Genomic DNA, 23801 nt, shown 5'->3' with positions numbered 1-23801 from the left:
TACACGATTGCCCAAAGACCGGAACACCCAGCGGGCAAAAACATTCCCGCTTCGCACGATCTATTCGCCCCTCCGCAGATGACAAACTTGTCATCGAGATGAACAGAAGCCTGCGACGGGCTTCAGATTGGGTTCAGTGCACGCCGCCTAGGCTCCCACCCACGATCGAAGAGTAGGCGAGAGGGCGCCGCCTCAAGATCCTTCCAAGAGGAGACCAACCATGTTGAAGACCATTTCCGCAGCCTTGCTCGCCGCTTCCGTAATCGCAGCCCCGGCCTTCGCCGCTGAAGCCGGCAAGACCACCACGACCGCGCCGGTGATCAAGGCGGACCAGAGCCAGACCAAGTTGTCGACCACCGCCGCGAAACCCGAGGCCGGCGTCAAGGCCGACACGAAGGCCGCCGACGTCAAGGCGGACGCCAAGGTGGATACCAAGTCGAAGGCGATGAACGCCAATGCCGCGGTCACGCCCGACGAGCATAAGGCCGTGCGCACGCATCGCCACCACAACAAGCATCTGTCGGCCAAGAAGTCGCTGAAGGCGCAGCCTGACATGACCAAGCCGGCGGCCATCGACAAGCGCAGCTAACGACTGATCCGGCGCGGCGGCATCCCTGGCATTGCCCGCCGCCGCGTGCGGAATTCAGGCCCGGCCCGTCGTCTCGGCGTCAGCGCGAAAGCGCAGGCGCCGGCGGCGGGGCGGTGCGTTATTTGCGCAGCCTACGAGCAGGGCGAATTCCCTTCGTGCAACCTTGGAGCTAGAACATCCTCCGAGTCTGATCGAGCGGAGAGCGTGGCCTGTGGGGCGATTGGCGAAGCGTGCGGTGATCCTGGCGTTGGTTCTGGTCTTGCCGCTGGCGCTCGCGGCATGTTTCGGCAGCGACGGTGATCGTCCATCCCTGATGGAGGGGACCCAGGCGGGAGGGCCGCAGCCGTTCCCCGACAATTTTCGCAGTGACACGCTGGCCTTGATGCGCGCTTACCTCAACAATCCCGTCGGCGTGCGCGAGGCCACCATGGCCGATCCGGTGCTGCGCGAGATCGGCGGACGGCGGTTCTACGTTGCCTGCCTGCACTTCACGCCACGCGAGACCGACGGCAGCTACAAGGGCATGCGCGAACGGGCCGCCGTCTTCGTCAACGGGCGGGGCGCCCGCATCGTCGATCGCGCCGGCGAGCTCTGCGCCGGTGCGGTTTACGCACCCTTTCCGGAACTGGAAAAGATGGCGCGGTAGCGCAAAGCCGGCCTTCATCGGCAGGTGCTAGGACAGGGGCCGCCGGAGCCGCTGGATCACAATTTGGCGAGCTTTGAACGGGGCTGGTTTGCCTTGCGACAGATCGTTACAGCCCGCCTTGCGCAGACGACGAAAACAGTCGGTGCGAGCAGGTGTGACGGAACAAAATCGCGTTGTTGCCACCCCGTCACAGTGACAGACGATCAACGTTCCGGCATCGCCGCGAAGCAACCTAATTCACGCCACGTTGTTTCCTGAGTGTCGAATTTGAAAGAACGGGGATGATCATGAAGACGATTCTGCTGGGCGCCGTTGCTCTGCTGGCGCTGGTTGCACCGGCCGCCGCGGCCGACATGCAGCCGCGCACCTATACCAAGGCGCCCGCCTATACGCCGCCGCAGGTGATCTACAATTGGACCGGTTTCTACATCGGCGGCCATGTCGGCGGCGCGTTCGCCGGTGACAGCAGCTTCCAGTCGAGCGACGCCCGCTTCCTGGGCGGCGTGCAGGGCGGCTTCGACTACCAGTTCGCGCCCAATTGGGTGGTGGGTATCGAGGCCCAGTACTCTTGGCTGCCGACCAACAACAACGGTGTCACGTTCCCGCTGGGGACGCAGGTGACGTCCAACACCGACCAGCTCGGGTCGGTGACGGGCCGCATCGGCTACACCTGGGGACCGGCGCTGGTCTATGCCAAGGGCGGTTACGCTTGGCGTAATGGCGGCCTCGGCGTCAATGTCGCCGGCGTGGCGCAGCCCTTCACCGCCACTGGCAACAACAAGGACGGCTATACTGTCGGTGCCGGCCTCGAATACATGTTCGCACCGAGCTGGTCGGCCAAGGCCGAGTACCAGTATTACAACTTTGGCAGCACGACTTTCACCTCCGGTCCGGCCGACGTCGTCGGCGTCCGGGGCCGGGAGGACGAGCATACCGTCAAGGTCGGTGTGAACTACCGCTTCGGCTGGGGCGGACCGGCGGCCTCGCGCTACTGACGCCCAACAGCGACCACGACCTGACAAGGGCCGGCTCACGCCGGCCTTTCGTTTGCCAGGCCCTTGTTTGCCTGCCTGTTGTTTGCTTTGCGTGAACCATCTGGCGCGTCATTTGCAAGCAAACGGTCTGGCGCGCGCGTTCTCACGCGCGTCATGGGACTGGCGTAAAGCAAAAATAATTTTTGCCGCCTACGGAACTCGCGCTCCGGAAGGCGTTATATGAGAATTACCGGGCTGGTGGGACGACGGACATGCGTATCTTTGTGTCGGCAGTAGTGCTCTCGTGCTTCATCTCCCTGCCGTGCGCTGCACAGACAATCCTCAAATCCGAGCCTCTGATGCTGGCACCCTATGAGGTGGCCTTCGTCAAGGACGCTTCCTGCCCGTCCGGCAAGGTGCTGAAGGTAACGGGCGCGATCCGCGGGCTGCACCGTCGCAAGGCCTGCGTGGTGCTCGCGGGCGAGCAGGCCTCGCTGGCGACCGCGACCCCCTGAGAGATCCCTTGCTGACATACCCCGGGCTTGCGGCCGAACCTCAGGAATTCAGCTCAAGCTCCATCCTCGACTGCTGCTCGGCCTCGGCCTTGTTCCTGGCGGGGTCCTCGCCTTGGGCGGCCCGGCAGGGCTTGATCTCGTAATCATTGTCCAGGACCCGGCGCGGGCCGTGGCCCTGGTCGTCGGTGCTGACATCCACGACGAGGCCGCTTTGCTGCGCGAGCTGCCAGACGTCGGCCTCGCTGGGATAGGCCTTGCTGATTTGGGCGTCGTTGCAGAACAGGGCGTAGGGCATTCTTCCCGCTCCCGGAAAGCGCGTTAACGGCTTCACGGGGCAGGGGGTTCCGGGGCGATCACGGGGGCGTGATCGGAGCCGCGGGCCCTGAGTCTTTAACGAGTCCTGAATCCCAAAAAAAAGAATCCCTGGGACTCATTTGCCGGAATCAGCGGATGTTTTCGGCCATGACGACCGACCTCAAGACCTGCTGCGGGCACATGCTGCTGCCACTGACGCTGGGATTGCTCAGCGCCTGTGCGGCCAATCTCTGGTTGGTTTGGTCCTGGCTGTAGGTGTCTGATCGACCGTCGGCCTTAGTTTTCGGCTGGCGGACGGAGGGAGGGGTCGCGAATGGCCGCGCGGAGCCTGGTCAGGGTCGCCGCGCAATACTCCTCCCGCTCACGCTCGAATCGCTCCTGATGCTTGCGGAAATTGGCGATGCGGGCCTGCATCTCGGAGCGGAAATCGCCGCTTGTCCGTGCTGGCGGGATCATGACGGGCGGGGCGAGCGGGACTGGCGGCGGCTTGATCTCGACCGCCAATGTCTCGACCGCCACGGTCTCGACGGTGACGGTCCCCACCGGCACGTCCGGTACAGCCGTCGGTCTCTCCGGCGGATGGAAGTCACCCTTCTTGCCGGTTACCGATTGGACGAAGGCCATTGTCTGCGCGATCAGTGCGTCGCGCTCGCTGATCCACTTCATGGTCCACCTCTGTTGGAGCTATTCCAGCAAAGGTGGCCGGCCGAATCAAGGAGGTGTCCGGCTGGGGATTGCATATTTTTCCCGCTCGCCCGACAGTGGGGAATGGACGTCAATTTAGACGAGTCGGACGAAGCGCAGGGCCTGAGGCTCGTCCGTGCGTTCTTGTCGCTGCCGCCCGACAAGCGGGCGGAGGTGATCGCGTTCGTGGAGGAATTGGCGCGGGCCCAAGGCCGGCCCGAGGCAGGCACAGAGGCATCGCCGACGTGAGCGCTATCGCTCGCGCGGGTTAATGTTGGGCTCGAACGGCGCCCCCACCACCCGGACTGGTGTCGGAGCCGTAACGTCGATCGCCGCGCGTTCGGCGACCTGCGTTGCCGGAGCCGGCGCTGGTGCCAGCTCGAACAGCGCAACGGTGCCGGCCACGGCGACACAGCACAGCGTCACCGTCGCCAGCAGAAACATGTTTCGGTTTTCTTCCTTGATCCGCATGGGCCGACAACGACTGACGTCGGCGACCGGTTCCGGCCGGTCATGTCCGGATCACGCCCCCAAAACAGGCAGAAGCTTACACGAGGCTTACGCCGATCACCCGAATAGTTATTTTTCCGTAAGACTACTCGGGGGATTTGGCATCAAATCTTAACGTCCGCCGGTTCCAATGCCCGTTGCTGGGATTATGCGTCGGCAGAAGCATTGGGGCGGCTGTTATGAGCTTTTTGAACAATCTGAAAATCGTGTGGAAGGTCGCACTGATCGTGGCGGTGATGGGATGCGCGATGCTTGCCGTCGCCGGCTTCGCCGCGCGTGAACTTTCGGCGACCGTCGACGGATTTGCCGAACTCTCCGCCGCGCAATCCTCGGCGCTCAACCTGACGCGGGCCCAGCGCCGCGCCGAGACCTATCATGCCGCGCTCTATGCGGTCTTCACCGAGGCGACGGAGGCGGGCAACGCTGGCCGTCTCAAGATCGCGAACCAGAACCGTAGCGAAATCGGCCAGTACCTCGATGCGGCCGTGCAGGACGACCCGTCGCGCGCCAGCCAGGTCAAGAGCATCGGGGACCAGCTGAAGGCCGCGTTCGCCAGCTGCGATCCGGTACTTCAGGCCGGTGCGCAGGCAAGCAGCGTGGAGGAGAATGCCAAGGCCGCCGAACGTGCGCACAAGGAGTGCGATCCGGTGCTGGACGCGGCCCTCGCACGCATCGTCCAGTTCGTGACCGAGTCCGCACAGGCAGTCAGCACCCGCAAGGAAGCCATCAACCGCGACGCCAGATCCGCGACCTGGACCGTGATCGGCGTCAGCGCCGGCGGCCTGATCGTCGGTATCGCGATCGCGCTGTTCATCGGCCTCAATGCGATGTCCCGGCCGATCGCCCGGCTCAAGCTCGCCATGGAGGGTCTCGCCCGCAACGATCTCAAGACCGAGGTGCCCGAGAAGGACCGGAGCGACGAGATCGGCGACATGGCGAGGACCGTCGAAGTCTTCAAGACCAACGCGCTCGAGGTCGAACGCCTCAAGGCTGCGCAGCTCGAGATCGAGAAGCAGGCTGCCGAGCAGCGCCGCCGTGACATGGTCAACCTGGCCGACGGCTTTGAACGTGCGGTCGGCGAGATCATCGAGACGGTGGGCTCGGCGTCCACCGAGCTCGAAGCGTCGTCCTCGACGCTGGCCACCACCGCGCACCGCGCGCAGGAGCTGACCTCGGTGGTCGCGGTCGCTTCGGGTGAAGCCACCGGCAACGTGCAGTCGGTGGCGACCGCCACGGAGGAGCTGTCGTCCTCGGTCAACGAGATCAGCCGGCAGGTGCAGGAATCCGCGCGGATGGCGGGCGAGGCCGTCACCCAGGCGCGCACCACGACCGAGCGGGTCAGCGAGCTCTCGATCGCGGCGACGCGGATCGGCGATGTGGTCGAGCTGATCAACACCATTGCCGGCCAGACCAACCTGCTGGCGCTGAACGCCACGATCGAGGCGGCACGCGCCGGCGAGGCCGGCCGCGGCTTCGCGGTCGTCGCCTCCGAGGTGAAGACACTGGCCAAGCAGACCGCGAAGGCGACCGGCGAGATCAGCCAGCAGATTTCCGGCATCCAGACCGCGACCCAGGAATCCGTCAACGCGATCCGCGACATCTCCGCGACGATCGAGCGGCTGTCGGAGGTGTCGTCGACCATTGCCGCGGCCGTCGAGGAGCAGGGCGCCGCGACCCAGGAGATCTCGCGCAACGTGCAGCAGGCCGCTCACGGCACCCAGCAGGTCTCCACCAACATCACCGACGTGCAGCGCGGCGCGGCCGAGACCGGCTCGGCGTCCTCGCAGGTGCTTTCGACCGCCAAGATGCTGGCGACCGACAGCAACCGGCTGAAGGACGAAGTCGGAAAATTCTTGCGGACCGTGCGCGCGGCGTAAGTGTGTGCGGCGGCACTCGTCCGCCGCGCTCACCGCGCCTAATGCGGAAGCAAGAGGCCGAGCGCGAACACCATGAGCATGGCCGTCATGACGACGGCCGTCACGGCGCCGGCAACGATTTTGGCCTTCTCTTTGCTGGTGGTCGAGCGCATGCGGGCTGCATGCTACCTCATGTTGAACTCTGATCCAATCCGTGGTCAGTAGCCGCGCAGCGCGATGCGCGCGGCCGACTCCATTCCCGAAGGTCGCCCCATGAACGAGGACGTCAGCGACGGCTGGACCGCGTCCGCGGCCGCCTGGATCGTCGAGCAGGGAGAAGACGGCGACTACGGCCGCCGCTTCGTCCTGGACGCGCCGATGCGGGCGCGGATCGAAAGGCGCGGCTTTCGCAATGCGCTCGACGTCGGCTGCGGGGAGGGGCGCTTCTGCCGCATCATGCAGCGCGCCGGCATCCGCACCACCGGCCTCGATCCGACCGAAGCGTTGCTTGCGCGCGCCAGGGAGCTGGACCCGACCGGCAACTATCGGCTCGGCCGCGCCGAGACGATGGAGCTGAGTGCGGAATTCGACCTGGTCGTCAGCTATCTCAGCCTGATCGACATGCCCGACCTCGGCGCGGCCATCGCGAAGATGGTGGCGGCGCTGCGGCCGGGCGGCACGCTGCTGATCGCCAACCTGACCAGCTTCAACACCGCAGGGCAGCCCGACGGATGGACGCGGGACGGCGAGGGTATCCCGCGCTTTTCGATCGACCATTACATGGAGGAGCGGCCGATCTGGGTGAGCTGGCGCGGCATCCGCGTCCAGAATTGGCATCGTCCGCTCAGCACCTACATGACGCTGTTGCTCGATCACGGCCTTCAGCTGCGTCTGTTCGTCGAGCCGGAGCCCGCAGGCGGCGATCCCGAGAGGAATGCCGTTCATCGCCGCGTGCCCTATTTCCACATCATGGAGTGGCAGAAGGCGGCCTGAGGGAAGCGGCTGGCGATTTCGGAGGCGACGCGTCGGCTGTATAGTGTGCTTGCGACGGAATCTTGACGCGAGTCCCGCCCGATGATCACCAATCGTCCACCCGTGCTCGCCCATGAGCGCTTCGTTGCGGACCGCGATAACTTTGACGGCCTCGATCTCGCCGCGCGGTTCGAGCGGATCGAGCGGACCAACCTGTGGGGCGCGGCCACATCCGTCTCGGGCCTCGGCTCGGAGGACCCGGCGACCGCCGCGATCCGGGAGGAGCTTCCTCCGCTGCTGCAACGGCTCGGCGCGCGCTCGCTGCTCGATGCGCCCTGCGGCGATGCCGGCTGGATCGGCCGCATTAAGCTCGACCTCGACTACACCGGCATCGACATCGTGCCGTCGCTGATCGAGACCAATCGCCGGCGTGTGGCTGGCGGCGAGTTGTCGGGCCGGTTTCTCGTTGCCGACATCACGCGCGATGTGCTGCCGCGCGCGGATGTCATCCTGTGCCGGGACTGCCTGGTTCATTTGAGCTTCGACAACGTCGCCTGCGCCGTGGCCCGCTTTGCCGAAAGCGGCGCGGGCTTCCTGCTGGTCACGACGTTTCCCGAATGGGATGCAAATCGCGATTGCACGGATGGCGATTGGCGCGCGCTGAACATGGAGAAGGCCCCGTTCAACTGGCCGTCGCCGCGAGCGCTGATCAACGAGCGTTGCGAGGAGGGCGGTGGTGGCTGGCGCGACAAGAGCCTTGCCCTATGGCGTCTGGATGAACTGCCCGATCGTATCCGCATGGCCACGGCGACGTGACGGACGCAGGCGGAACTCCATTGCGTCCGCGATCGCAATGGCGATACACTTCAGGTTGTGTGACGCGATCTTTGGGTCGCGTGTCGACGATGCCGGAGAACGCCATGAGGCCGAGTTTTGCCGTAGCGGCTCTGTTGATCTGGTGCTCCACGCCGGCACTGGCGCAGCAGGACGGCGCCGCGCTCTACACAGCGCATTGCGCGCAATGTCACGATGCCGGCGATGCCCAGAGCCGCGCGCCCGCGCGCGGCGCCATGCAGGCGATGTCGTTTGATCACGTGCTGGGGACGCTGACCTCCGGCAGCATGGCCGCGATGGCGAAGGAGCGCAGCGACGACGAGCGTCGCGCGATTGCTGCTTTCGTCACCGGCAAGGCCGCAATCAACAGCGCGTCTGACGGGCAGGGCGGCTGCACGCAGCAGATCAGCGGCTTTCCGCAACCGCTCGACGGTCCACGCTGGAACGGGTGGGGCGTGGACCTCAACAACAGCCGCTTCCAGCCGGCTGACATGGCGGGCCTGACCGCGGCGCAGGTGCCGCGCCTGCGGCTGAAATGGGCCTACGCGTTTCCCGGCGCCTCGGTATCCTTTGCGCCGCCGACGATCATGGGCGGCCTGCTGTTCATCGGCGGCACCGACCGCAAGGTGCATGCGCTCGATGCGCGAACCGGCTGCACGCTGTGGACGTTCGCGATCGATGCGGCGGTGCGCGCCGCGATCACGGTCGCACCGCTTCCCGGCTCCGATCAGTTCGCGATCTTCTTCGGTGATTTGCGTGCCAACGCCTATGCCGTGAACGCGCTGACGGGGGCGTTGATCTGGAAGACGAAGGTCGAGGAGCATCCGGCCGCGCGCATCACCGGCGCGCCGGTGCTGCATTCCGGCGTGCTCTACGTGCCGCTGTCCTCGCTCGAGGAAGCCGCCGGCTCGCAAGCCTCTTACGAATGCTGCACCTTCCGCGGCAGCGTGGTGGCGCTGGACGCCGCGACCGGCAAGCCGGTCTGGCAAGCCTATACGATCCCGGAAGTGCCGCATCCGACCGACAAGAACGCGAAGGGCGTCCAGCTGTTCGGCCCGTCCGGTGCCGCGATCTGGTCGGCGCCGACGATCGATGTGAAGCGCGGCGCGATCTATGTCGCGACCAGCAATTCCTATTCGAATCCGCCATCCGCGACGAGTGACGCGATTCTCGCCTTCGATCTTGCGACGGGAAAGCTGCTCTGGAGCCAGCAGGCCACGCCGAAGGACGCTTATGTCGTGGCATGCTACGGCGTGGACAAGACCAATTGTCCCGAGGATCACGGACCCGACCACGATTTCGGCCAGTCGCCGATCCTGGTGACCCTGCGCGACGGCAGGCGCGTTCTTGCCATCGCACAGAAATCCGGCGTCGTGCACGCGTTCGATCCCGACGACGGTGGCAAGATCCTGTGGCAGACGCGGATCGGGAAGGGCGGTGCGCTTGGCGGCAGCGAATGGGGCTCGGCGGCCGATCAGGATCGCATCTATGTCGCGAACTCCGACGTGCGTTTCCTGCGTGACGGCACCAGACGTCTCGACTCCACGCAAGGCGGCGGCCTGTTCGGGCTCGATCTCGCCAACGGGACAGTCGTGATGGAGGTGCCTCCGGTCGCCTGCGGCGATCGTCTCCAATGCAGCCCCGCGCTGTCGGCGGCGGTGAGCCTGATCCCCGGCGTCGTGTTCTCCGGCGGCGTCAGCGGCTTCCTGCGTGCCTATGCCAGCGACGGCAAGCTGCTCTGGGAGTTCGACACCGCGCAGGATTACAAGGCCGTCAACGGCGTCCCCGCCCATGGCGGCGCGATCGATGGTCCCGGACCGGTCATCGCCGGCGGCATGCTCTACACCAATTCCGGCTACGGCCAATGGAGCGGCGTCGCCGGCAACGTGCTGCTGGCGTTCGAGGTGGGCACGGAGTGAGCGCGAGGTAGGGAGGCGCGATGATCGATGCCAGATGCAGTTGTGGCGCCGTTGCATTGTCGCTCGCGGGGCCATCCCGCGCGGTCGTTGCTTGTCACTGCATGGACTGCCAGCGCCGAACCGGTGCGCCCTTCGGCGTCGGTGCCTTCTACGCGGCTGAGGCCGTCACGATCTCGGGGACCCCAAGCGAATACGTTCGCAAGGCCGCGAGCGGCGGCAAGGTCCGCAGCTATTTTTGCACCCATTGCGGTTCGACGGTCTACTGGAAGGCGGACAATCTGCCAGGGATGATCGGCGTCGCCGTCGGCGCGATGGCGGACCCGAATTTCCCGGCTCCGCTAAGATCGGTTTTCGAGCAGTCGAAACATGGCTGGGTCGAAATCAGTGGTGCGGAGCACTTTCAGCAAAGCAGTGCGCCAAAGAATGCAAGCTGAGGTTTCCACCAAGCGCTGGTGCCGGCTGAGGGGATTGAACCCCCGACCTTCAAGGCGATCTACGAAGCTTGACCGCTGACCTCGGCAAGCTGAGATCGGAAGAGCATCAACCGGCTCGCCGACGGCCGCTGGAATAGCCGGCAATAGGAGACGCTCCAAAATGCTGAAAGGACTGATGCTGCTAGCCATTGCGTTCTGTGCCGGCGCGCGGGTCCTGCTGGCCGAGGCTGGCGGCAATGAGGCTGCGGCCGAGAAGCTTGCGCGAAGCCGCGGCCATGGCAGGCTGTCGATCGCGCTCGCGCATAGTTTCTGCAAATAGGGAGGGACTCATGCGGAGCTATGTCATCGGCGCCGTGCCCGCGCTCGTGGGGCTGTGGTTCGTGGCTATCCGCGCGCTGATGTTGAGCTGTGGGAACGCTAGGTTCTTAGTTCCGGTTCCTCAATGAAGCTCAGCTTAGGCTTGCCACATAAGTCACCTTGCCGCGCGGTGAAAAACCGCGCGACGATGAGTAGCATTGCTTTTTTGATCGCCCGGTTCGTTCTTCTTGGAGAGCAGATCTTGTCGATCGTGGGTGCGCTCTCGCGAGAGGCCAGCACATGATTGAGCTTTGGAACAGGTGGTACGGGACCTTGGCCTCTGTCGAGGCGCTGGCAGCCGTCGTCGTTATTGCCGTGGTGACCGCTGGCATTCTTACGCTAATTGAGAGTCAGCGGCATAGGACAAAACATTGATGGGGAGGCGTCGGAAAACGATCAGCTAGACCAGAGTAGTTCAGCAGGTGAGTGGCGCCAAAAATGCTCCTATGCAGGAGGATCAAATGATCCGTTCTCGTGCAAGTTGGACAAACAGGAATGCTTCTTGGCGGCAAGCATTTTGCACATGCGCGGTGTTGAGCATACTGGTCGCAGCTCCTGCATTCTTGATGATACTCCTGCTGGATTCCCCGCTCGTCTTACCAGCGCTCAGTATTCTATTTTTCTCAGACGCGATGATCACTGCGGTCTTGGCTTGGGCAAAGTCGGGAAATGCGACATTAGAAAATGTAACGCTATGGGATGTTGCCGGGGCATTGACCATGTTGGGTTGTGCCGCAGCGATTCTTGGCGAACCAGATCAAGTGGCACTTCTTTTCGAGCAACCGGTCAGACTACATTCGGACGCGGCTCTAGCCCGATCTATTCACGAGAGCACGGTCGTTCTTGACGTCTGACTGGGGCTGGCGGCTGGCGTGGGTGACCGTCCGGCCTTTTGTCACCGGGTTCTACATCAAGCTGTTTTGTACGCGTTGGAGGAGTGGGGCGGGTGAGCGGGCGCAGGCCCGGTCGGTTACGGGCCGAGCGGGAGCAGCGCGCCGGGCAAGCTGCGGAAGAGGTCGGCTTCGGGGCATGCCGCGGCGAACGCAAGGCGAATGCGGCTCGCGGTTTCGACGACCCGGGCTGCGATTTTCAAGAGACGAAGACGCAGCGTCGCGAACTCGGCGGCGGCCAATTCCCGGACTTTGGGAATGGCGCCGCGCACGGTAAGCATCAACCAATAAGCGGCGGTGTGGAGAACGAGACGGACCTGGTTGGCGAGCGCCGAACGGCAACTGGTGCGATCGGAGGCGAGCTGCGTCTTATGCAGCTTGATCAGATTTTCGGCTTGGCCGCGCGCGCAATACAGGCTGTCGTAGATCCACTCGGCCGAGCCGACATCGAGGCTGGTGACGACGAAGCGGATGTCGAGGCCGAGCATCGTCGCCTCAATACGGGCGACAGTGCGCCGTTCGTGATCCCAGGACTTTGCCTTGTGGCGCGTCTCGGTATAGCCGCGCAGAACAGGCAGGTTCTCGATGGCGCGTCGCGTGCGAATGTCGTCGGCGACCTCGTCGACTTTTCTGGCGAGAGGCTTGGTACCGGACAGACCGAAGATGTAGTCGATGCCGTTGTTCTCGCACCACGTCATGGCCTCCGGCCGAGCATAGTGCCCGTCGCCACGGAACGTAATTCGCGTCTTGTGCCACCGCGTCCGGATATGCCGTATCAGGCGGCGCAGATGGGCACGCACCTCGACGCCGCCCGGCGTCTTGCCGGGCCGCAGCACGACCGCCACGGGCCGGCTCTTCTCCGTGTCGTAGACGTGGATCGGCAGGAAGCAGCGTTCGTCATAATGAGCGTTGAACAGCGAGAGCTGCTGATGGCCGTGGACGACATCGCAGGTATCATCGATGTCGAGCGTGACGGATGCCGGCTCGCGCGGGTAGCTATCCATCCATGCGTCGACCAAAGTGTAGGTCAGTCGGATCACGTCGCGCAGGCGCGGAGCATTCTCCAGACGCGACAGCGTCGGTTGGGAACACAGATCGCGACCGCTGTCCGGCAGCCGTCCGCAGGCCAGCTTGAATGCGGGATCGGACCGCAGATGATCGAGGTCGTCGGCGTCCTCGTAGCCGCAGCAGATCGCGAACATGCGCGCGCGGAACATATCGACAAGGCTGTGCACGACCCGCGTCGGATCGCGCCGATCCGGGAACACCCGGGCCAAATTGTCGGCCAAACCGAGACGCCGCTCGGCCATCGCCAGAAGCATCACGCCCCCATTCGAGGTTAGGCGTCCACCATCGAAGGCAGCTGTGACTTTCTTGGCGTGAACGGCTGGAAACGAGAAGGGCAGAATCGTATCATCGGTCATGGCGGGCGTGGCGTTCGCGGTTGAGGTGATGGGGTTGGCTTCGCAACCGAATCCTACGCCGCATCAGCGCTTTACACCACGCTCGCCAGCCTCTCAGGCGCCCTCTCGCGAATAAGGCGGGCTAGGCGATAGCGCTAGCCCCTGATAACCGGCGGCGCTAGGACCCCCGTTTCTTGGTGGCAGGTATTGGCCAACCGATCCGATAGACCTATGCGATCTCGCTTGCAGCTGCCCATTCCCCTGCGGCGGGGACATGACCCGTGCCTGATTATTTCGATACAGATGTCCTTAGCGTATTCTTGCAGATCGTTCTGATCGACCTGGTGCTCGCCGGCGATAACGCCATCGTCATCGGTCTTGCTTCAGCCGGCCTTCCTGAGGCGCAACGAGGCAAGGCGATTTTGATCGGTATTGTTGCCGCGACGATACTGCGCGTCTTACTCGCCGGGTTGGCGACGCAAATCCTCCAGATCGTCGGCCTCTTGCTCGCCGGCGGGATCCTGTTGTTGTGGGTATGCTGGAAAATGTGGCGAGAGTTGCGCACATCCTCCACAGGGCCAACAGGTGCGATGGACGCCGCTGGAGCAATTGCAGGCGGCAAAGCTCGCAAAACACTCGCTCAAGCGAGTTGGCAGATTGTCGTGGCCGACGTTTCCATGTCTCTCGACAACGTTCTGGCCGTGGCAGGGGCAGCACGCGAGCATCCGATGATCTTGATTTTCGGCCTGGGGCTGTCCATCGCGATGATGGGCGTGGCCGCTTCGTTCATTGCGCGCCTTCTGCAAACTTATCGATGGATTGCTTACGTCGGTCTAGCCGTCATCCTTTATGTGGCGGGTGACATGGTCTTTCGCGGGACGTTGGATGTCATCAACGTTGCGTCGATATGAGATGCTGTATCCTAAGTCGTCAGGCAGAATTCGAACGCAGTATGCATAGGCTGCAGATGGGGTGTGAAGCCCGCAGAAGAAAGGGCCGCCTTTGTGGGGCGGCCCTGTCCAAAGTCTATCGACGCCGGTCAAAAAAAATTAGGTTAGAGCAAAGCCAGCCCCGAGAATGAAAACAACTAAGGGTACAAGCGCCGCGCCCGGTTGAGGGACATCGAAATAAAACAAGCTAAGCGCTGGTGCCGGCTGAGGGGATTGAACCCCCGACCTTCGGTTTACAAAACCGCTGCTCTACCGCTGAGCTAAGCCGGCAAAACCAAACAATTATAAGCAGTTAACGAGAAGAAACTTGTCCGCTCGGCACGTTGGGGTGCACGGTCGGGCAGCGTTTGCGTCGATATAGCCGCAGTCGGGGTGTAGGTCTAGTCTGACTGGCTTGCGCTCTTGTCCGCACCGCCGCCTGGCAGAAAATGTGTAGAGCCGGAAATCGCTTTGTGAAACCAGACTGCCCCGTTTCAAGGACGTACGGGCGAAGGATGTCGGACCAAAAGAGCGGATGATCGTCGACGCAACCGTCAACCGATTCTGGAAGACTAACCCGCCCTATTCGTGAGAGCGCGGTATTTTGGTCCGACTGGTGCATCCGCACACCTCCGCTGACGAGGCGCACAGGATTGCCTTCGGCTTTTCACCGCCTGACGACCGGTACTTTGCAACGCGCTTGAGGGATGGGTTGGGTGAACGCGGGCGGACGCCCCACCGGTCAAGGACCGAGCGGCAGCAGCGCGCCGGGCAAGCTGCGGATCAGGTCGGCTTCGGGACATGCCGCGGCGAACGCAAGGCGAATGCGGCTCTTGGTCTCGACAACCCGGGCGGCGATTTTCAAGAGCCGAAGACGCAGCGTCGCGAACTCGGCAGTGGCCAATTCCCGGACTTTGGGAATGGCGTCGCGCACGGTCAGCATCAGCCAATAAGCGGCGGTATGGAGAACGAGGCGGACTTGATTGGCGAGCGCCGAACGGCAACTGGTGCGATCGGAGGCGAGCTGCGTCTTATGCAGCTTGATCAGATTCTCGGCTTGGCCGCGCGCGCAATACAGGCTGTCGTAGATCCACTCGGCCGAGCCGACATCGAGGCTGGTGACGACGAAGCGGATGTCGAGGCCGAGCATCGTCGCCTCAATACGGGCGACGGTGCGTCGTTCGCGATCCCAGGACTTTGCCTTGTGGCGCGTCTCGGTATAGCCGCGCAGAACCGGCAGGTTCTCGATGGCGCGTCGCGTGCGGATGTCGTCGGCGACCGCGTCGACTTTTCTGGCGAGCGGCTTGGTGCCGGACAGACCGAAGATGTAGTCGATGCCGTTGGTCTCGCACCACGCCATTGCCTCCGGCCGGGCATAGTGCCCGTCGCCACGGAACGTAATTCGCGTGTTGTGCCACCGCGTCCGGATATGCCGTACCAGGCGGCGCAGATGGGCACGCACCTCGACGCCGCCCGGCGTCTTGCCGGGCCGCAGCACGACCGCCACGGGCCGGCTCTTCTCCGTGTCGTAGACGTGGATCGGCAGGAAGCAGCGTTCGTCATAATGAGCGTTGAACAGCGAGAGCTGCTGATGGCCGTGGACGACATCGCAGGTATCATCGATGTCGAGCGTGACGGATGCCGGCTCGCGCGGGTAGCTATCCATCCATGCGTCGACCAAAGTGTAGGTCAGTCGGATCACGTCGCGCAGGCGCGGAGCATTCTCCAGACGCGACAGCGTCGGTTGGGAACACAGATCGCGACCCGTGTCCGGCAGCCGTCCGCAGGCCAGCTTGAATGCGGGATCGGACCGCAGATGATCGAGGTCGTCGGCGTCCTCGTAGCCGCAGCAGATCGCGAACATGCGCGCGCGGAACATATCGACCAGGCTGTGCACGACCCGCGTCGGATCGCGCCGATCCGGGAACACCCGGGCCAAATTGTCGGCCAAGCCGAGACGCCGCTCGGCCATCGCCAGAAGCATCACGCCCCCGTTCGAGGTCAGCCGACCGCCATCGAAGGCAGCTGTGACTTTCTTGGCGTGAACGGCTGGAAACGAGAAGGGCAGAATCGTATCGTCGGTCATGGCGGGCGTGGTGTTCGCGGCTGAAGGTGATGGGGTTGGCTTTGCAACCGAATCCTACGCCGCATCAGCGCTTTACACCACGCTCGCCAGCCTCTCAGGCGCCCTCTGACGAATAAGACGGGCTAAGTGTCTGTTCCAAAACATGTTGAGTCGAATGAATCGGTTGTGATTCAAGGTGAGCGGCCTGATTCGATGGGGACGCGCCGCCAATGTGGACTACCGAGAACCGTGCACGCTACGACCGCAGCCGCCTGCGCTATCCGAGCGACTTGACCGACGAGGAGTGGGCGCTGATCGCGCCTCGCATCCCGCCGGCCAAGCGCGGCGGCAACAAGCGTACGGTGGACCTGCGCGAGATTGCCAACGGGCTGATGTACATCCTGAGCACAGGTTGCCAGTGGCGCGCGATCCCCAAGGACCTGCCGCCGCGCTCGACGCTGTATGGCTACTTCGATCTGTGGAGCTGGAACGGCACGCTCGATAAAATTCATCACGCCCTCTATGTCGAATGTCGCGAAAGGGCCGAGCGCGAGGCTTCTCCCACCGCCGCCATCATCGATAGCCAGAGCGTGAAAAGCGCTGAAAAAGGGGGCCTCATGATCTCCATGGCTACGACGCGGGCAAGAAGATCAAGGGCAAGAAGCGGCACATTCTCGTCGACACGCAAGGCCTCTTGATGCACGCCATCGTGCATGCGGCGGACATCCAGGATCGCGACGGCGGCGTGCTCCTGATGGCAACGTTGTTCGGCCTCTATCCCTTTCTTCTGAAGCTCTACGCCGACGGCGGATATCAAGGGCCACATTTCCAGAAGGGGCTGCGTAGCGCTCTGAAGCGCGTGAACCTCGAAATCGTCAAACGCTCCGATCAGGCTCACCGTTTCGTCGTCTTGCCCAAACGCTGGATCGTCGAGCGTACCTTTGCCTGGCTCGGGCGATGCCGAAGACTGTCCAAAGATTGGGAATGCTTCAATCACAGGGCGCTCGCCTTTCTCAAGCTGGCCTCCATCCGACTCATGCTGCGAAAGCTATGCAATCCAAGGTAATCTTTCCGGACAGACTCTAAAGCTGACAAAACGAATGGTGCTCCAAAGCTGTCAAAGCCTTGCGCGGTCTCGGAACCAAATACGTTCCTTTGGAGTGAGGACGAGACATGAAACGCTTTCTCGCCATCGCCGCGGCGCTCGCAGCCGCCGACGCTCACGCGGCGCCTAGACGATGCAATCAACTGCGCGAATTACGCGACTATTGATGCCGTCTGTCGTGAGCAAAAAGACCCAAGCGACCCTTTGCTCGGCAAACTCAAGACTGCAGCAGGCGTGTTGCACGGTCGCAGCATTCGCATAGGTGCGCAGGCGGGCGTTTCCAAAGAAGCGGTTGGAGCCGTAGCTACGGTCGCCAACGACAAGATGACAAACGAGATGTCGCGCAAGTGCGACAACATCAAAGTGTTGCGTGATCAATTCGAGGGCACTTGCCGCCCGGTGATGGATCAAGCGTATAAAGATACGCTCATGATGATAGACGAGATCATGAAGGGAAAGGGGGGATGTCCCGATCGCTGTTGAACTACGTCGGGTCGACGTTGCCGGAATGAATATTACGCAGCCCTCGTGACGTGGGCAACGGACTTGATTGTCATGCGATCGTGGTGAGCTTGAAGGGCCGCACGCAGAACCGACAATTGCTTATGCGCCTTCAATCGTCGGAAGCCCTTGTTGGCCTCGATCATACCGGCCGCGACCCATCGCAAGGCCATACCGGCATCCCGCCAGCGTTTAACGTTGCGCGTGACGCGGCGAATGGTGCCCATCATGTTCTCGGCGATATTGGTACAGGCGAGCGATCGGCGAAGCTCCTTCGGCAACTTCAACCGGACGACAGTCAGGATTTCGTCGAGGCCTTCGAGGATACTGGCCGCAACGCCGGGCCATTGCTGGTCGAGTCGACGCGCGAGATTGCGGATCAATTTTTCAGCCTTGTCGGCGTCATCGAGCTCCCAGGCCTGGCGCAGCACCCGGCGGGTGGCCGCATGATGCTCTTTCGGCAGGCGTTCCATGATGTTGCGCGCCTTGTGGATCTGGCAGCGCTGGATCGCAGCGGCCGAACCGAAGGTGCGGCGGATCGCCTTCGACAACGCCTTCGCGCCGTCGGCGATGAACAGTCTTGGCACCGTCGGGTCGAGCCCGCGCGAGACCAGGTTGTCCAGCAGGGCCTGAACCGTTGCTGCATTCTCGGTCGCCCCTTCCACCAGCGCCAGCGGATGCTTGTTGCCTTCGCCGTCAACCCCGATCGCGGCCACCAGCACGAGATCGTCGTCGAGATGCAGCCCGTCGATTTGGACCACCAGAAGGTCGAGCGCGGACAGATCGGCAGCCATGAAGTCGGCCAGCCGCGCCGCCGACAGAGCCACGAACCTCCGCGAGGCCGCCGACTTCGAAATCCCCGATCCGGGCGGTGCCGGCACGTCACCCTCGGGCAGCCGGACGGCGCGGCCGAACCGGCGCGTCGACACATTGATCAGCATCAGGTTCATCGCCCAGCGACCGAGCCAGTCCTCCTGCGCCGCCGTTTCCCAGCTCGGGATCGTGACCTCGCGGCCGTCCATGCCCCGGACCCGCGGGCGATCGACCTCGATCTTGCCGCCGTGGAAACCGATCCGCCCCCGCGTTCGGCCCCAACGGTGCGCCCGCCGCGCCGCATCACGACCGTGGCGCGGCCCGCAGGCCGCTGTCACATCCGCCTCCATCATCGTGCCGAGCGCCTCGATTCCTGCCGCAAGGCAGAACCGATCGAAGCTCGCTCGCACTTCCGCAAATGATTTCTCCACAGCCCCGGTCGCCGGCCAACCAGCCGGTGTGATATCTCTCGTCATGGCGTTGCTCTCCTTTGTGGAATCAGCACCCCGAGCCTACCGGCTCAAGGTGGGCAACGCCGACCTCTTCAGAAATTCAACAGAACCCGGGACATCCCCGGGAAAGGGTCGCTAAGATGATAGCGAACGCGCCGCGCTAAAGCATTAGCGACGGTTTTCCTCCATCGTCTGCGCATTGCAGGGCAGAGCGAGAATGGTGACGGAGGTGAGGGCAAACTTCATGGCTTCATACCCTCTTCGATCATGCGCAGCGTCTTGGGAGCGCCAGCGCACCACTTGGCCATGGCAGCCTTGTCGCCGTTCCACGACCCGATGATAGCGGCGCTGCCGATGGCGGCGGTGCCGGGTAGTCGTTTCATGTGTCACCTCATATCCGCGAGGTGAACTTTTCGGCATTCCATGCTTCCAGAGGTGGGTTTCGCCGCCATGAAACAGGCGGCCCGTAGGGCCGCCTGATCCTCTTCACCCGACTTGTGCCGTGTTACTGGCAGATGTGCTGGAGGCCGTCCGCTCCCTTGTACCAGGTCCCGGGCCGGCAAACGATGCCGTTGCGGGCTGCGTAAGTATCCCAATTGCCGTACCAGCCCATTTCGCTACGGCCGCCGGCATATCCACCGGAAGTGTCATAGGCGTAGGAATTGTCCCAGCCGCGGAACGGCGCGGATGCAACGGCTGCTGCGGTGCCGATGGCGGCGCCAGCAACGGCGCCTGCGGTGTCGACCGGCCAGAAGCCCGATCGAGTTTCGTCATCCGGATTCAGTTGGCCGCGGGCCATGTGCCGGCGCCGATAGGCGCGATCGGTGGTGGGATTGCCGGGGGCGAGATTCTGGCAATTGGGATCCTGGAAGAGCCCCGTACAGCGGCCCGAATTGTCGACTGTGGTTTGCGCGAAGGCCGGTGTTGCCAGCGTGGACGCGACGATCGCGGCCAAGCCAAGAAGCTTCAGGCTCGTCATGGCATTTGCTCCATGTTGTTGAGACCTGTGCTAAGCGCGCCATCCGGCAGTCGTTCCGCGGATTCTCGCACGTGGGGTCACATCGACGTGAGCCCGCGGAGGATGTGCGGTTTGTGTCACGCAACCTCGTGCGATCCAGCATGTGCGGCGGGTTTGTGTCCCGTTAACGCTTCGCTAGCGCAGCTTGCGGCATTTGAGCCGCTATCGACCCTTGCACGTTAGGCTTACCGGAAATTGGTGAGCGGGCCTTAACCCTCTCCGCGTGGCGATCGGATAGGTTGAGCGTCGGATAAACCGGGATCCTTCCATGCGCGCTCTCGCGCTCGCCGCCTTTCTGATCGGATTGCCCGCGACGGCGTTTGCCGGCGGCGGCTTCGATATCGTCGTTCCTGGCCGCCCGGGCGTGCCCGTCATCATCGACAACATCGACGCGTCCTACAGCGTGGTCGAGGGTGTCTGGGGTCTCGGCAAGAACGTTCAGGTGCAGCCGACCATCTATGGCGGGCGCTACATCGCCGAGCGGCAGCCCGAGGACGTCGGCCATTATTATCCGACCATGGGCTTGCGGCCCGGCTACGGCCGGCTCGAGGTCGAGCCGCCCGCGAACCGCAAATTGCCCAGGCCCGCCGAGAGCTATCACCAGAGCTGGGGTGTGCAATCGGCGCCGCTGCCGCCGCAGATGGACGTACCCGTCAATCCGCCGCCGGTGATCTTTGCGCCTGAGATCAACGACCGTCCGCGGCGTACTCGGCCGCGGCCGCATGCAGAGGCTCCCGGAAGGCCGCCAACTTAAGAAACGTCGAAAATTCAAGAAAAAATCCAAGATACGAAAATCAACAGGAGAGAGTAATGCGTCAGATGATTTCGGGACTGGTTGCGGCGGTTGCCGTGATGTTCGTCGCCACCGCGCCCGCCGCGGCTTGCGGCTTCGGCACGTGCGCACCGGTTGCGCCGGTCTATAGCGGCTGCAACACGGGTTGCGGTAGCTGGGGCTATGGCCCGGGTTATGGCGGATGGGGCTTTGAGCACCTCGCCGAGCCGGCCACGCAGTATTACTACGTCAACCAAGGGCCGACCTACACCGGACCGGGCGCATTCGCGCCGTACCCGACCTATCGTGAGGACGCAGTCGTCGCGCCCGCCAACTACGGCTACGGCCGTGGTTATGGCTACGGCAACGGCTATGGCTATGGCTATCGTGCCGCCGCCGCCTATCCCTATCAGCGCCCGTACTACCGTCCGTATCGCTACGGCTATGGCCCGCGCTACGGCTATCTGCCGCGCACGCACTACGGCTACGGTCCGCGCTACGGCTACGCCCACCGCGCGCCGTATTACGGCGGCCACCGCGTGCTGCGCCGCTATTACTGATCGTTTGATTGGTTGAGTTGACGAAGCGCCCGTCCGCGCGATGCGGATGGGCGTTTTGTTGTTTGGATTCTTAGTTTGACGCGTTTTCTTGACGCGAACCGGTATCCAATTCGCTCGAAAACGCTCTACCGCTTCATCAGCCCGAGACGGCTCGCGCCGACATAGAGCGAGAGCACGGCGGCGTTGGAGACGTTGAGGCTCTTGATCTCGCCGGGCATGTCGAGCCGCGCCACGACGCTGCATGTCTCGCGGGTCAGTTGCCGCAGGCCCTTGCCTTCGGCACCAAGCACCAGCGCGAGCGGCTCGCGCAGCGTGACGTTCGAGAGGTCCTCGCTGCCTTCGCTGTCCAGCCCAACGGTCTGGAAGCCGCGCTCGTTCAGCGCGGTTAGCGCTCGGGCGAGGTTCTGCACAGTCACCATTGGCACCAGCTCGAGAGCACCGGAGGCGGCCTTGGCCAGCACGCCGGTTGCCTCGGGGCTGTGGCGCGCCGTGGTGACGATCGCCTTCACCGCGAAAGCCGCCGCGGAGCGCAGGATGGCGCCGACATTGTGCGGATCGGTGATCTGGTCGAGCACCAGCACCATGCCTTCCTGCTCCAGGGTCTCGATGTCGGGCGAGGGCAGGGCGTCGGCCTCGGCGAGCAGGCCCTGGTGCACGGCGTCGGGCGACAGCAGGCGGTCGATCTCCTGGGGCCGGACGATCTCGGGCGTGACGCGGGTCGCGATGTTTTCGTCCGCAAGCCGCTTTGCGGCGTTCTCGGTCAGCGTCAGCTTGCGGATCTGCCGCTGAGGGTTGGCCAGCGCCATGGTCACGGTGTGCCAGCCATAGAGGATGACCGGTCCGTCGGACTGCGAATCGCGGTCGCGCCAAGCCGGCCGGCCGGCTGATTTTCCGGGCCTGTTGAAGGGCTTAGCCCCGCCGCGGGGGCCCCTTGGGATGAATTTTCGATCCTTCATGGGCTCGCTTGTGTCACGGGTCCCGGAATATGGCAATTTGGGTGGCTTCGGGGGCGATTTTAGCTGTTCGCCTCGGTTGACTTTGCCCCACCGCATCGCCCATAAACGCGCCCGGTCGCGCCCCCATCCGGGCTGTCGCGGCCTTCACGTTCCATGGCCGTATTCGGTCGCCGGCAAGGTCCGGCCCGATTGTGCTGCCGTCGAGCGGGGGAGTGTCCCGAGTGGCAAAGGGAGCTGACTGTAAATCAGCCGCCTCATGGCTTCGCAGGTTCGAGTCCTGCCTCCCCCACCATCCTGCTTCGCGCTGACGCGCTTCGCAGGATTTACAGCCTTCAACTGCGCGAAGCAGGATGCCCTCCGAAGCCTTGGCGAAGGAGGGCGGCCCCATGCACTATGTCTATCTTCTGGAGAGCGACGCTTTCGGCGGTCAGCGCTATATTGGCCTGACGGCGAACCTCAAAAAACGGCTAGCGGATCATAACGCGGGCAAGTCTCCGCATACCTCCAAATACATGCCTTGGAGGCTGGTTACCTATGTGGCCTTCTCAGATATCGAGAAGGCGAGAGCCTTCGAACGTTATTTGAAGTCGGGTTCGGGCCACGCCTTCGCGAAGAAGAGATTCTGGTGAGCGAAAGCAAAAACGGACTATCGCCTCACCCCATCATCTCCCTGACCAGCGGCACCACTTTCCCCCCGTAAAGCTCGATGCTCCGCATCAGCTTCTCGTGCGGCAAAGGCCCCGCCGAATACTTCAGCTGGAAGCGCGAAATGCCAAGCGCCTTTGCGGTCTTGGCGATCTTGCGCGCGACGGTTTCCGGCGAGCCGACATAGAGCGAGCCGTGCTCGGCCTCATTGACGAACTCGTCGCGGCCCATCGGCGGCCAGCCGCGCTCCTTGCCGATCCGGTCGCGCATCGCCTTGTAGTCGGGCCACAGCTCTTCGCGCGCCTGCTCATCCGTCTCGGCGACGTAACCGGGCGAGTGCACGCCGATCGGCTGTGCCGGGCGGCCGAACTCCTTGAAGGCGCGGTGATAGAGATCGACGTAGGGCGCAAAGCGCGCGGGATCGCCGCCGATGATCGCGAGCATCAGGGGCAGGTCGTAATGCGCGGCGCGCACCACCGATTGCGGGCTGCCGCCGACGCCGATCCAGGTCTTAAGCCGGCCGTTCTCGACCGGCGGATAGACCAGTTGATCTTTCAGCGGCGGACGCAGCTTGCCCTCCCAGGTCACCGGCTGCTGCGACAAGAGTGCCGTGAACAGGTCGAGCTTCTCCTCGAACAGCGCCTCGTAAGCGCGCAGGTCGAAGCCGAACAGCGGAAAGGATTCGGTGAAGGATCCGCGGCCGAGGATGACCTCGGCGCGGCCGTTGGAGAGCGCGTCGAGCGTGGCAAAGCGCTGGAACACGCGAATCGGATCGTCCGAGCTCAGCACCGTCACGGCCGAGCCGAGATGGATGCGCCTGGTGCGCGACGCGATCGCGGCCAGCACGGTCTCGGGCGAGGAGATCGCAAAATCAGATCGGTGATGCTCGCCGAGGCCGATGAAGTCGAGGCCGAGCTCGTCGGCCAGCACGGCTTCGTCGACGACGTTGCGGATCACCTGCGCGTGCGCGAGCGTCTTGCCTGTGCCGTCCTTGGTGACGTCGCCAAAGGTATCCAGTCCGAATTCGAGCGGTGCGGTCATCGATCAGGTCTCTGTGGGGGGCGCGAGCGGCGCCCGCATGTGGGAA

The 23801-nt window shown here is 63.6% G+C and carries 26 protein-coding genes, 2 tRNA genes and 2 pseudogenes; 18 read left to right on the top strand and 12 right to left on the bottom strand.

All coding sequences use genetic code 11. The features are described from left to right. The first annotated feature begins 220 nt into the window (after nucleotides 1–220). The 4 genes from HAP41_RS31475 (at nucleotide 221) to HAP41_RS50410 (ending at nucleotide 2724) form a co-directional block, all read left to right on the top strand. Complete coding sequence (locus tag HAP41_RS31475; RefSeq protein WP_166092330.1) at nucleotides 221–589, top strand: His-rich protein BRANT; 369 nt, start codon at nucleotides 221–223, stop codon at nucleotides 587–589. 211 nt (nucleotides 590–800) lie between these two features. Then, the gene (locus HAP41_RS31470) at nucleotides 801–1235 is read left to right on the top strand and encodes a hypothetical protein (protein WP_176400471.1); all 435 of its coding nucleotides are present in this window, start codon (nucleotides 801–803) and stop codon (nucleotides 1233–1235) included. 287 nt (nucleotides 1236–1522) lie between these two features. Next, the gene (locus HAP41_RS31465) at nucleotides 1523–2230 is read left to right on the top strand and encodes an outer membrane protein (protein ID WP_166092332.1); all 708 of its coding nucleotides are present in this window, start codon (nucleotides 1523–1525) and stop codon (nucleotides 2228–2230) included. 251 nt (nucleotides 2231–2481) lie between these two features. Next, nucleotides 2482–2724 (top strand): DUF6719 family protein, encoded by a 243-nt coding sequence (locus tag HAP41_RS50410; RefSeq protein WP_038935984.1) that lies wholly within the window; start codon nucleotides 2482–2484, stop codon nucleotides 2722–2724. 40 nt (nucleotides 2725–2764) lie between these two features. On the opposite strand, the gene HAP41_RS31455 is transcribed toward HAP41_RS50410, so the two are convergent. Further along, the gene (locus HAP41_RS31455) at nucleotides 2765–3019 is read right to left on the bottom strand and encodes a hypothetical protein (RefSeq protein WP_166092335.1); all 255 of its coding nucleotides are present in this window, start codon (nucleotides 3017–3019) and stop codon (nucleotides 2765–2767) included. Between the two features lie 296 nt (nucleotides 3020–3315). Beyond that, the gene (locus HAP41_RS31450; RefSeq protein WP_166092342.1) at nucleotides 3316–3705 is read right to left on the bottom strand and encodes a hypothetical protein; all 390 of its coding nucleotides are present in this window, start codon (nucleotides 3703–3705) and stop codon (nucleotides 3316–3318) included. A gap of 102 nt (nucleotides 3706–3807) precedes the next feature. Here HAP41_RS31450 and HAP41_RS31445 point away from each other — a divergent pair, with 102 nt between their 5' ends. Beyond that, a complete protein-coding gene (locus HAP41_RS31445; RefSeq protein ID WP_166092350.1) occupies nucleotides 3808–3972 on the top strand; it encodes a hypothetical protein in 165 nt (54 codons plus the stop codon). 3 nt (nucleotides 3973–3975) lie between these two features. Here the strand turns inward: HAP41_RS31445 and HAP41_RS31440 are convergent, their stop codons facing one another. After that, nucleotides 3976–4194 carry a hypothetical protein gene (locus HAP41_RS31440; protein WP_071912707.1) on the bottom strand — a complete coding sequence of 73 codons (219 nt, stop codon included), beginning with the start codon at nucleotides 4192–4194 and terminating at the stop codon, nucleotides 3976–3978. Between the two features lie 218 nt (nucleotides 4195–4412). Between HAP41_RS31440 and HAP41_RS31435 the strand changes: the two genes are divergently transcribed. From HAP41_RS31435 to HAP41_RS31415, 5 genes are all read left to right on the top strand, one after another. Beyond that, entirely contained in the window at nucleotides 4413–6110 is a 1698-nt protein-coding gene (locus HAP41_RS31435; protein ID WP_166092372.1) for a methyl-accepting chemotaxis protein, read from the top strand. Nucleotides 6111–6362: 252 nt separating this feature from the next. After that, nucleotides 6363–7082, top strand: a complete 720-nt coding sequence (locus HAP41_RS31430; RefSeq protein WP_166092389.1) for a class I SAM-dependent methyltransferase — start codon at nucleotides 6363–6365, stop codon at nucleotides 7080–7082. A gap of 81 nt (nucleotides 7083–7163) precedes the next feature. Beyond that, nucleotides 7164–7877 (top strand): class I SAM-dependent methyltransferase, encoded by a 714-nt coding sequence (locus tag HAP41_RS31425; protein WP_166092398.1) that lies wholly within the window; start codon nucleotides 7164–7166, stop codon nucleotides 7875–7877. A gap of 104 nt (nucleotides 7878–7981) precedes the next feature. Then, the gene (locus HAP41_RS31420; RefSeq protein WP_166092405.1) at nucleotides 7982–9814 is read left to right on the top strand and encodes an outer membrane protein assembly factor BamB family protein; all 1833 of its coding nucleotides are present in this window, start codon (nucleotides 7982–7984) and stop codon (nucleotides 9812–9814) included. 20 nt (nucleotides 9815–9834) lie between these two features. After that, on the top strand, nucleotides 9835–10248 hold the full coding sequence (locus tag HAP41_RS31415) for a GFA family protein (protein ID WP_166092410.1): 414 nt from the start codon (nucleotides 9835–9837) through the stop codon (nucleotides 10246–10248). Nucleotides 10249–10264: 16 nt separating this feature from the next. Here the strand turns inward: HAP41_RS31415 and HAP41_RS31410 are convergent. Then, nucleotides 10265–10363: pseudogene (locus HAP41_RS31410) on the bottom strand. 45 nt (nucleotides 10364–10408) lie between these two features. Between HAP41_RS31410 and HAP41_RS31405 the strand changes: the two are divergent. Next, nucleotides 10409–10567: a hypothetical protein gene (locus tag HAP41_RS31405; protein WP_166092423.1), complete on the top strand. Its 159-nt coding sequence runs from the start codon at nucleotides 10409–10411 to the stop codon at nucleotides 10565–10567. A gap of 1008 nt (nucleotides 10568–11575) precedes the next feature. Here HAP41_RS31405 and HAP41_RS31400 read toward each other — a convergent pair. Then, nucleotides 11576–12919: an IS1380 family transposase gene (locus HAP41_RS31400; RefSeq protein WP_166065068.1), complete on the bottom strand. Its 1344-nt coding sequence runs from the start codon at nucleotides 12917–12919 to the stop codon at nucleotides 11576–11578. A gap of 260 nt (nucleotides 12920–13179) precedes the next feature. Between HAP41_RS31400 and HAP41_RS31395 the strand changes: the two genes are divergently transcribed. After that, nucleotides 13180–13809, top strand: a complete 630-nt coding sequence (locus HAP41_RS31395; RefSeq protein ID WP_166092433.1) for a TerC family protein — start codon at nucleotides 13180–13182, stop codon at nucleotides 13807–13809. A 234-nt stretch (nucleotides 13810–14043) separates the two neighbouring features. On the opposite strand, the gene HAP41_RS31390 is transcribed toward HAP41_RS31395, so the two are convergent. Next, nucleotides 14044–14118, bottom strand: a tRNA-Thr gene (locus HAP41_RS31390). Between the two features lie 451 nt (nucleotides 14119–14569). Continuing rightward, complete coding sequence (locus tag HAP41_RS31385) at nucleotides 14570–15913, bottom strand: IS1380 family transposase (RefSeq protein WP_166053720.1); 1344 nt, start codon at nucleotides 15911–15913, stop codon at nucleotides 14570–14572. A 209-nt stretch (nucleotides 15914–16122) separates the two neighbouring features. Here HAP41_RS31385 and HAP41_RS31380 point away from each other — a divergent pair. Both HAP41_RS31380 and HAP41_RS31375 read left to right on the top strand, forming a co-directional pair. After that, nucleotides 16123–16958: pseudogene (locus tag HAP41_RS31380) on the top strand (IS5 family transposase). Nucleotides 16959–17201: 243 nt separating this feature from the next. Continuing rightward, the gene (locus HAP41_RS31375) at nucleotides 17202–17480 is read left to right on the top strand and encodes a hypothetical protein (RefSeq protein ID WP_166092461.1); all 279 of its coding nucleotides are present in this window, start codon (nucleotides 17202–17204) and stop codon (nucleotides 17478–17480) included. A gap of 32 nt (nucleotides 17481–17512) precedes the next feature. Here the strand turns inward: HAP41_RS31375 and HAP41_RS31370 are convergent, their stop codons facing one another. From HAP41_RS31370 to HAP41_RS31360, 3 genes are all read right to left on the bottom strand, one after another. Then, nucleotides 17513–18787: an IS256 family transposase gene (locus tag HAP41_RS31370; RefSeq protein WP_166064748.1), complete on the bottom strand. Its 1275-nt coding sequence runs from the start codon at nucleotides 18785–18787 to the stop codon at nucleotides 17513–17515. A gap of 218 nt (nucleotides 18788–19005) precedes the next feature. Continuing rightward, on the bottom strand, nucleotides 19006–19146 hold the full coding sequence (locus HAP41_RS31365) for a hypothetical protein (RefSeq protein WP_166092466.1): 141 nt from the start codon (nucleotides 19144–19146) through the stop codon (nucleotides 19006–19008). 122 nt (nucleotides 19147–19268) lie between these two features. Next, the gene (locus HAP41_RS31360) at nucleotides 19269–19742 is read right to left on the bottom strand and encodes a hypothetical protein (protein ID WP_166092470.1); all 474 of its coding nucleotides are present in this window, start codon (nucleotides 19740–19742) and stop codon (nucleotides 19269–19271) included. Between the two features lie 307 nt (nucleotides 19743–20049). Here HAP41_RS31360 and HAP41_RS31355 point away from each other — a divergent pair, with 307 nt between their 5' ends. Both HAP41_RS31355 and HAP41_RS31350 read left to right on the top strand, forming a co-directional pair. Then, on the top strand, nucleotides 20050–20535 hold the full coding sequence (locus tag HAP41_RS31355; RefSeq protein ID WP_166092477.1) for a hypothetical protein: 486 nt from the start codon (nucleotides 20050–20052) through the stop codon (nucleotides 20533–20535). Between the two features lie 56 nt (nucleotides 20536–20591). Further along, entirely contained in the window at nucleotides 20592–21113 is a 522-nt protein-coding gene (locus HAP41_RS31350) for a hypothetical protein (RefSeq protein WP_166092494.1), read from the top strand. A 125-nt stretch (nucleotides 21114–21238) separates the two neighbouring features. Here the strand turns inward: HAP41_RS31350 and rlmB are convergent, their stop codons facing one another. After that, nucleotides 21239–22069: a 23S rRNA (guanosine(2251)-2'-O)-methyltransferase RlmB gene (rlmB, locus tag HAP41_RS31345; RefSeq protein ID WP_166092499.1), complete on the bottom strand. Its 831-nt coding sequence runs from the start codon at nucleotides 22067–22069 to the stop codon at nucleotides 21239–21241. 206 nt (nucleotides 22070–22275) lie between these two features. On the opposite strand from rlmB, the gene HAP41_RS31340 reads away from it, so the two are divergent. Both HAP41_RS31340 and HAP41_RS31335 read left to right on the top strand, forming a co-directional pair. Then, nucleotides 22276–22361 (top strand) — tRNA-Tyr (locus tag HAP41_RS31340). Nucleotides 22362–22455: 94 nt separating this feature from the next. Beyond that, the gene (locus HAP41_RS31335; RefSeq protein WP_166092508.1) at nucleotides 22456–22698 is read left to right on the top strand and encodes a GIY-YIG nuclease family protein; all 243 of its coding nucleotides are present in this window, start codon (nucleotides 22456–22458) and stop codon (nucleotides 22696–22698) included. Between the two features lie 25 nt (nucleotides 22699–22723). On the opposite strand, the gene HAP41_RS31330 is transcribed toward HAP41_RS31335, so the two are convergent. Next, nucleotides 22724–23755: an LLM class flavin-dependent oxidoreductase gene (locus HAP41_RS31330; protein WP_166092527.1), complete on the bottom strand. Its 1032-nt coding sequence runs from the start codon at nucleotides 23753–23755 to the stop codon at nucleotides 22724–22726. Nucleotides 23756–23801 lie beyond the last annotated feature (46 nt).

The organism is Bradyrhizobium barranii subsp. apii, from assembly GCF_011516635.5.
Lineage (GTDB): Bacteria > Pseudomonadota > Alphaproteobacteria > Rhizobiales > Xanthobacteraceae > Bradyrhizobium > Bradyrhizobium barranii.
This window is presented reverse-complemented; position numbering and strand designations above follow the sequence as displayed.

Excerpts from the sequence above, each read along its gene's own strand:
- HAP41_RS31430 (WP_166092389.1), top strand. The coding sequence starts at position 6,363 with ATGAACGAGGACGTCAGCGACGGCTGGACCGCGTCCGCGGCCGCCTGG.
- HAP41_RS31440 (WP_071912707.1), bottom strand. The coding sequence starts at position 4,194 with ATGCGGATCAAGGAAGAAAACCGAAACATGTTTCTGCTGGCGACGGTG.
- HAP41_RS31400 (WP_166065068.1), bottom strand. The coding sequence starts at position 12,919 with ATGACCGATGATACGATTCTGCCCTTCTCGTTTCCAGCCGTTCACGCC.
- HAP41_RS31465 (WP_166092332.1), top strand. The coding sequence starts at position 1,523 with ATGAAGACGATTCTGCTGGGCGCCGTTGCTCTGCTGGCGCTGGTTGCA.
- HAP41_RS31445 (WP_166092350.1), top strand. The coding sequence starts at position 3,808 with ATGGACGTCAATTTAGACGAGTCGGACGAAGCGCAGGGCCTGAGGCTC.
- HAP41_RS31335 (WP_166092508.1), top strand. The coding sequence starts at position 22,456 with ATGCACTATGTCTATCTTCTGGAGAGCGACGCTTTCGGCGGTCAGCGC.
- HAP41_RS31355 (WP_166092477.1), top strand. The coding sequence starts at position 20,050 with ATGCGCGCTCTCGCGCTCGCCGCCTTTCTGATCGGATTGCCCGCGACG.
- HAP41_RS31360 (WP_166092470.1), bottom strand. The coding sequence starts at position 19,742 with ATGACGAGCCTGAAGCTTCTTGGCTTGGCCGCGATCGTCGCGTCCACG.
- rlmB (WP_166092499.1), bottom strand. The coding sequence starts at position 22,069 with ATGAAGGATCGAAAATTCATCCCAAGGGGCCCCCGCGGCGGGGCTAAG.
- HAP41_RS31370 (WP_166064748.1), bottom strand. The coding sequence starts at position 18,787 with ATGACGAGAGATATCACACCGGCTGGTTGGCCGGCGACCGGGGCTGTG.
- HAP41_RS31350 (WP_166092494.1), top strand. The coding sequence starts at position 20,592 with ATGCGTCAGATGATTTCGGGACTGGTTGCGGCGGTTGCCGTGATGTTC.
- HAP41_RS31420 (WP_166092405.1), top strand. The coding sequence starts at position 7,982 with ATGAGGCCGAGTTTTGCCGTAGCGGCTCTGTTGATCTGGTGCTCCACG.
- HAP41_RS31435 (WP_166092372.1), top strand. The coding sequence starts at position 4,413 with ATGAGCTTTTTGAACAATCTGAAAATCGTGTGGAAGGTCGCACTGATC.
- HAP41_RS31385 (WP_166053720.1), bottom strand. The coding sequence starts at position 15,913 with ATGACCGACGATACGATTCTGCCCTTCTCGTTTCCAGCCGTTCACGCC.
- HAP41_RS50410 (WP_038935984.1), top strand. The coding sequence starts at position 2,482 with ATGCGTATCTTTGTGTCGGCAGTAGTGCTCTCGTGCTTCATCTCCCTG.
- HAP41_RS31415 (WP_166092410.1), top strand. The coding sequence starts at position 9,835 with ATGATCGATGCCAGATGCAGTTGTGGCGCCGTTGCATTGTCGCTCGCG.
- HAP41_RS31405 (WP_166092423.1), top strand. The coding sequence starts at position 10,409 with ATGCTGAAAGGACTGATGCTGCTAGCCATTGCGTTCTGTGCCGGCGCG.
- HAP41_RS31475 (WP_166092330.1), top strand. The coding sequence starts at position 221 with ATGTTGAAGACCATTTCCGCAGCCTTGCTCGCCGCTTCCGTAATCGCA.
- HAP41_RS31330 (WP_166092527.1), bottom strand. The coding sequence starts at position 23,755 with ATGACCGCACCGCTCGAATTCGGACTGGATACCTTTGGCGACGTCACC.
- HAP41_RS31365 (WP_166092466.1), bottom strand. The coding sequence starts at position 19,146 with ATGAAACGACTACCCGGCACCGCCGCCATCGGCAGCGCCGCTATCATC.
- HAP41_RS31455 (WP_166092335.1), bottom strand. The coding sequence starts at position 3,019 with ATGCCCTACGCCCTGTTCTGCAACGACGCCCAAATCAGCAAGGCCTAT.
- HAP41_RS31425 (WP_166092398.1), top strand. The coding sequence starts at position 7,164 with ATGATCACCAATCGTCCACCCGTGCTCGCCCATGAGCGCTTCGTTGCG.
- HAP41_RS31450 (WP_166092342.1), bottom strand. The coding sequence starts at position 3,705 with ATGAAGTGGATCAGCGAGCGCGACGCACTGATCGCGCAGACAATGGCC.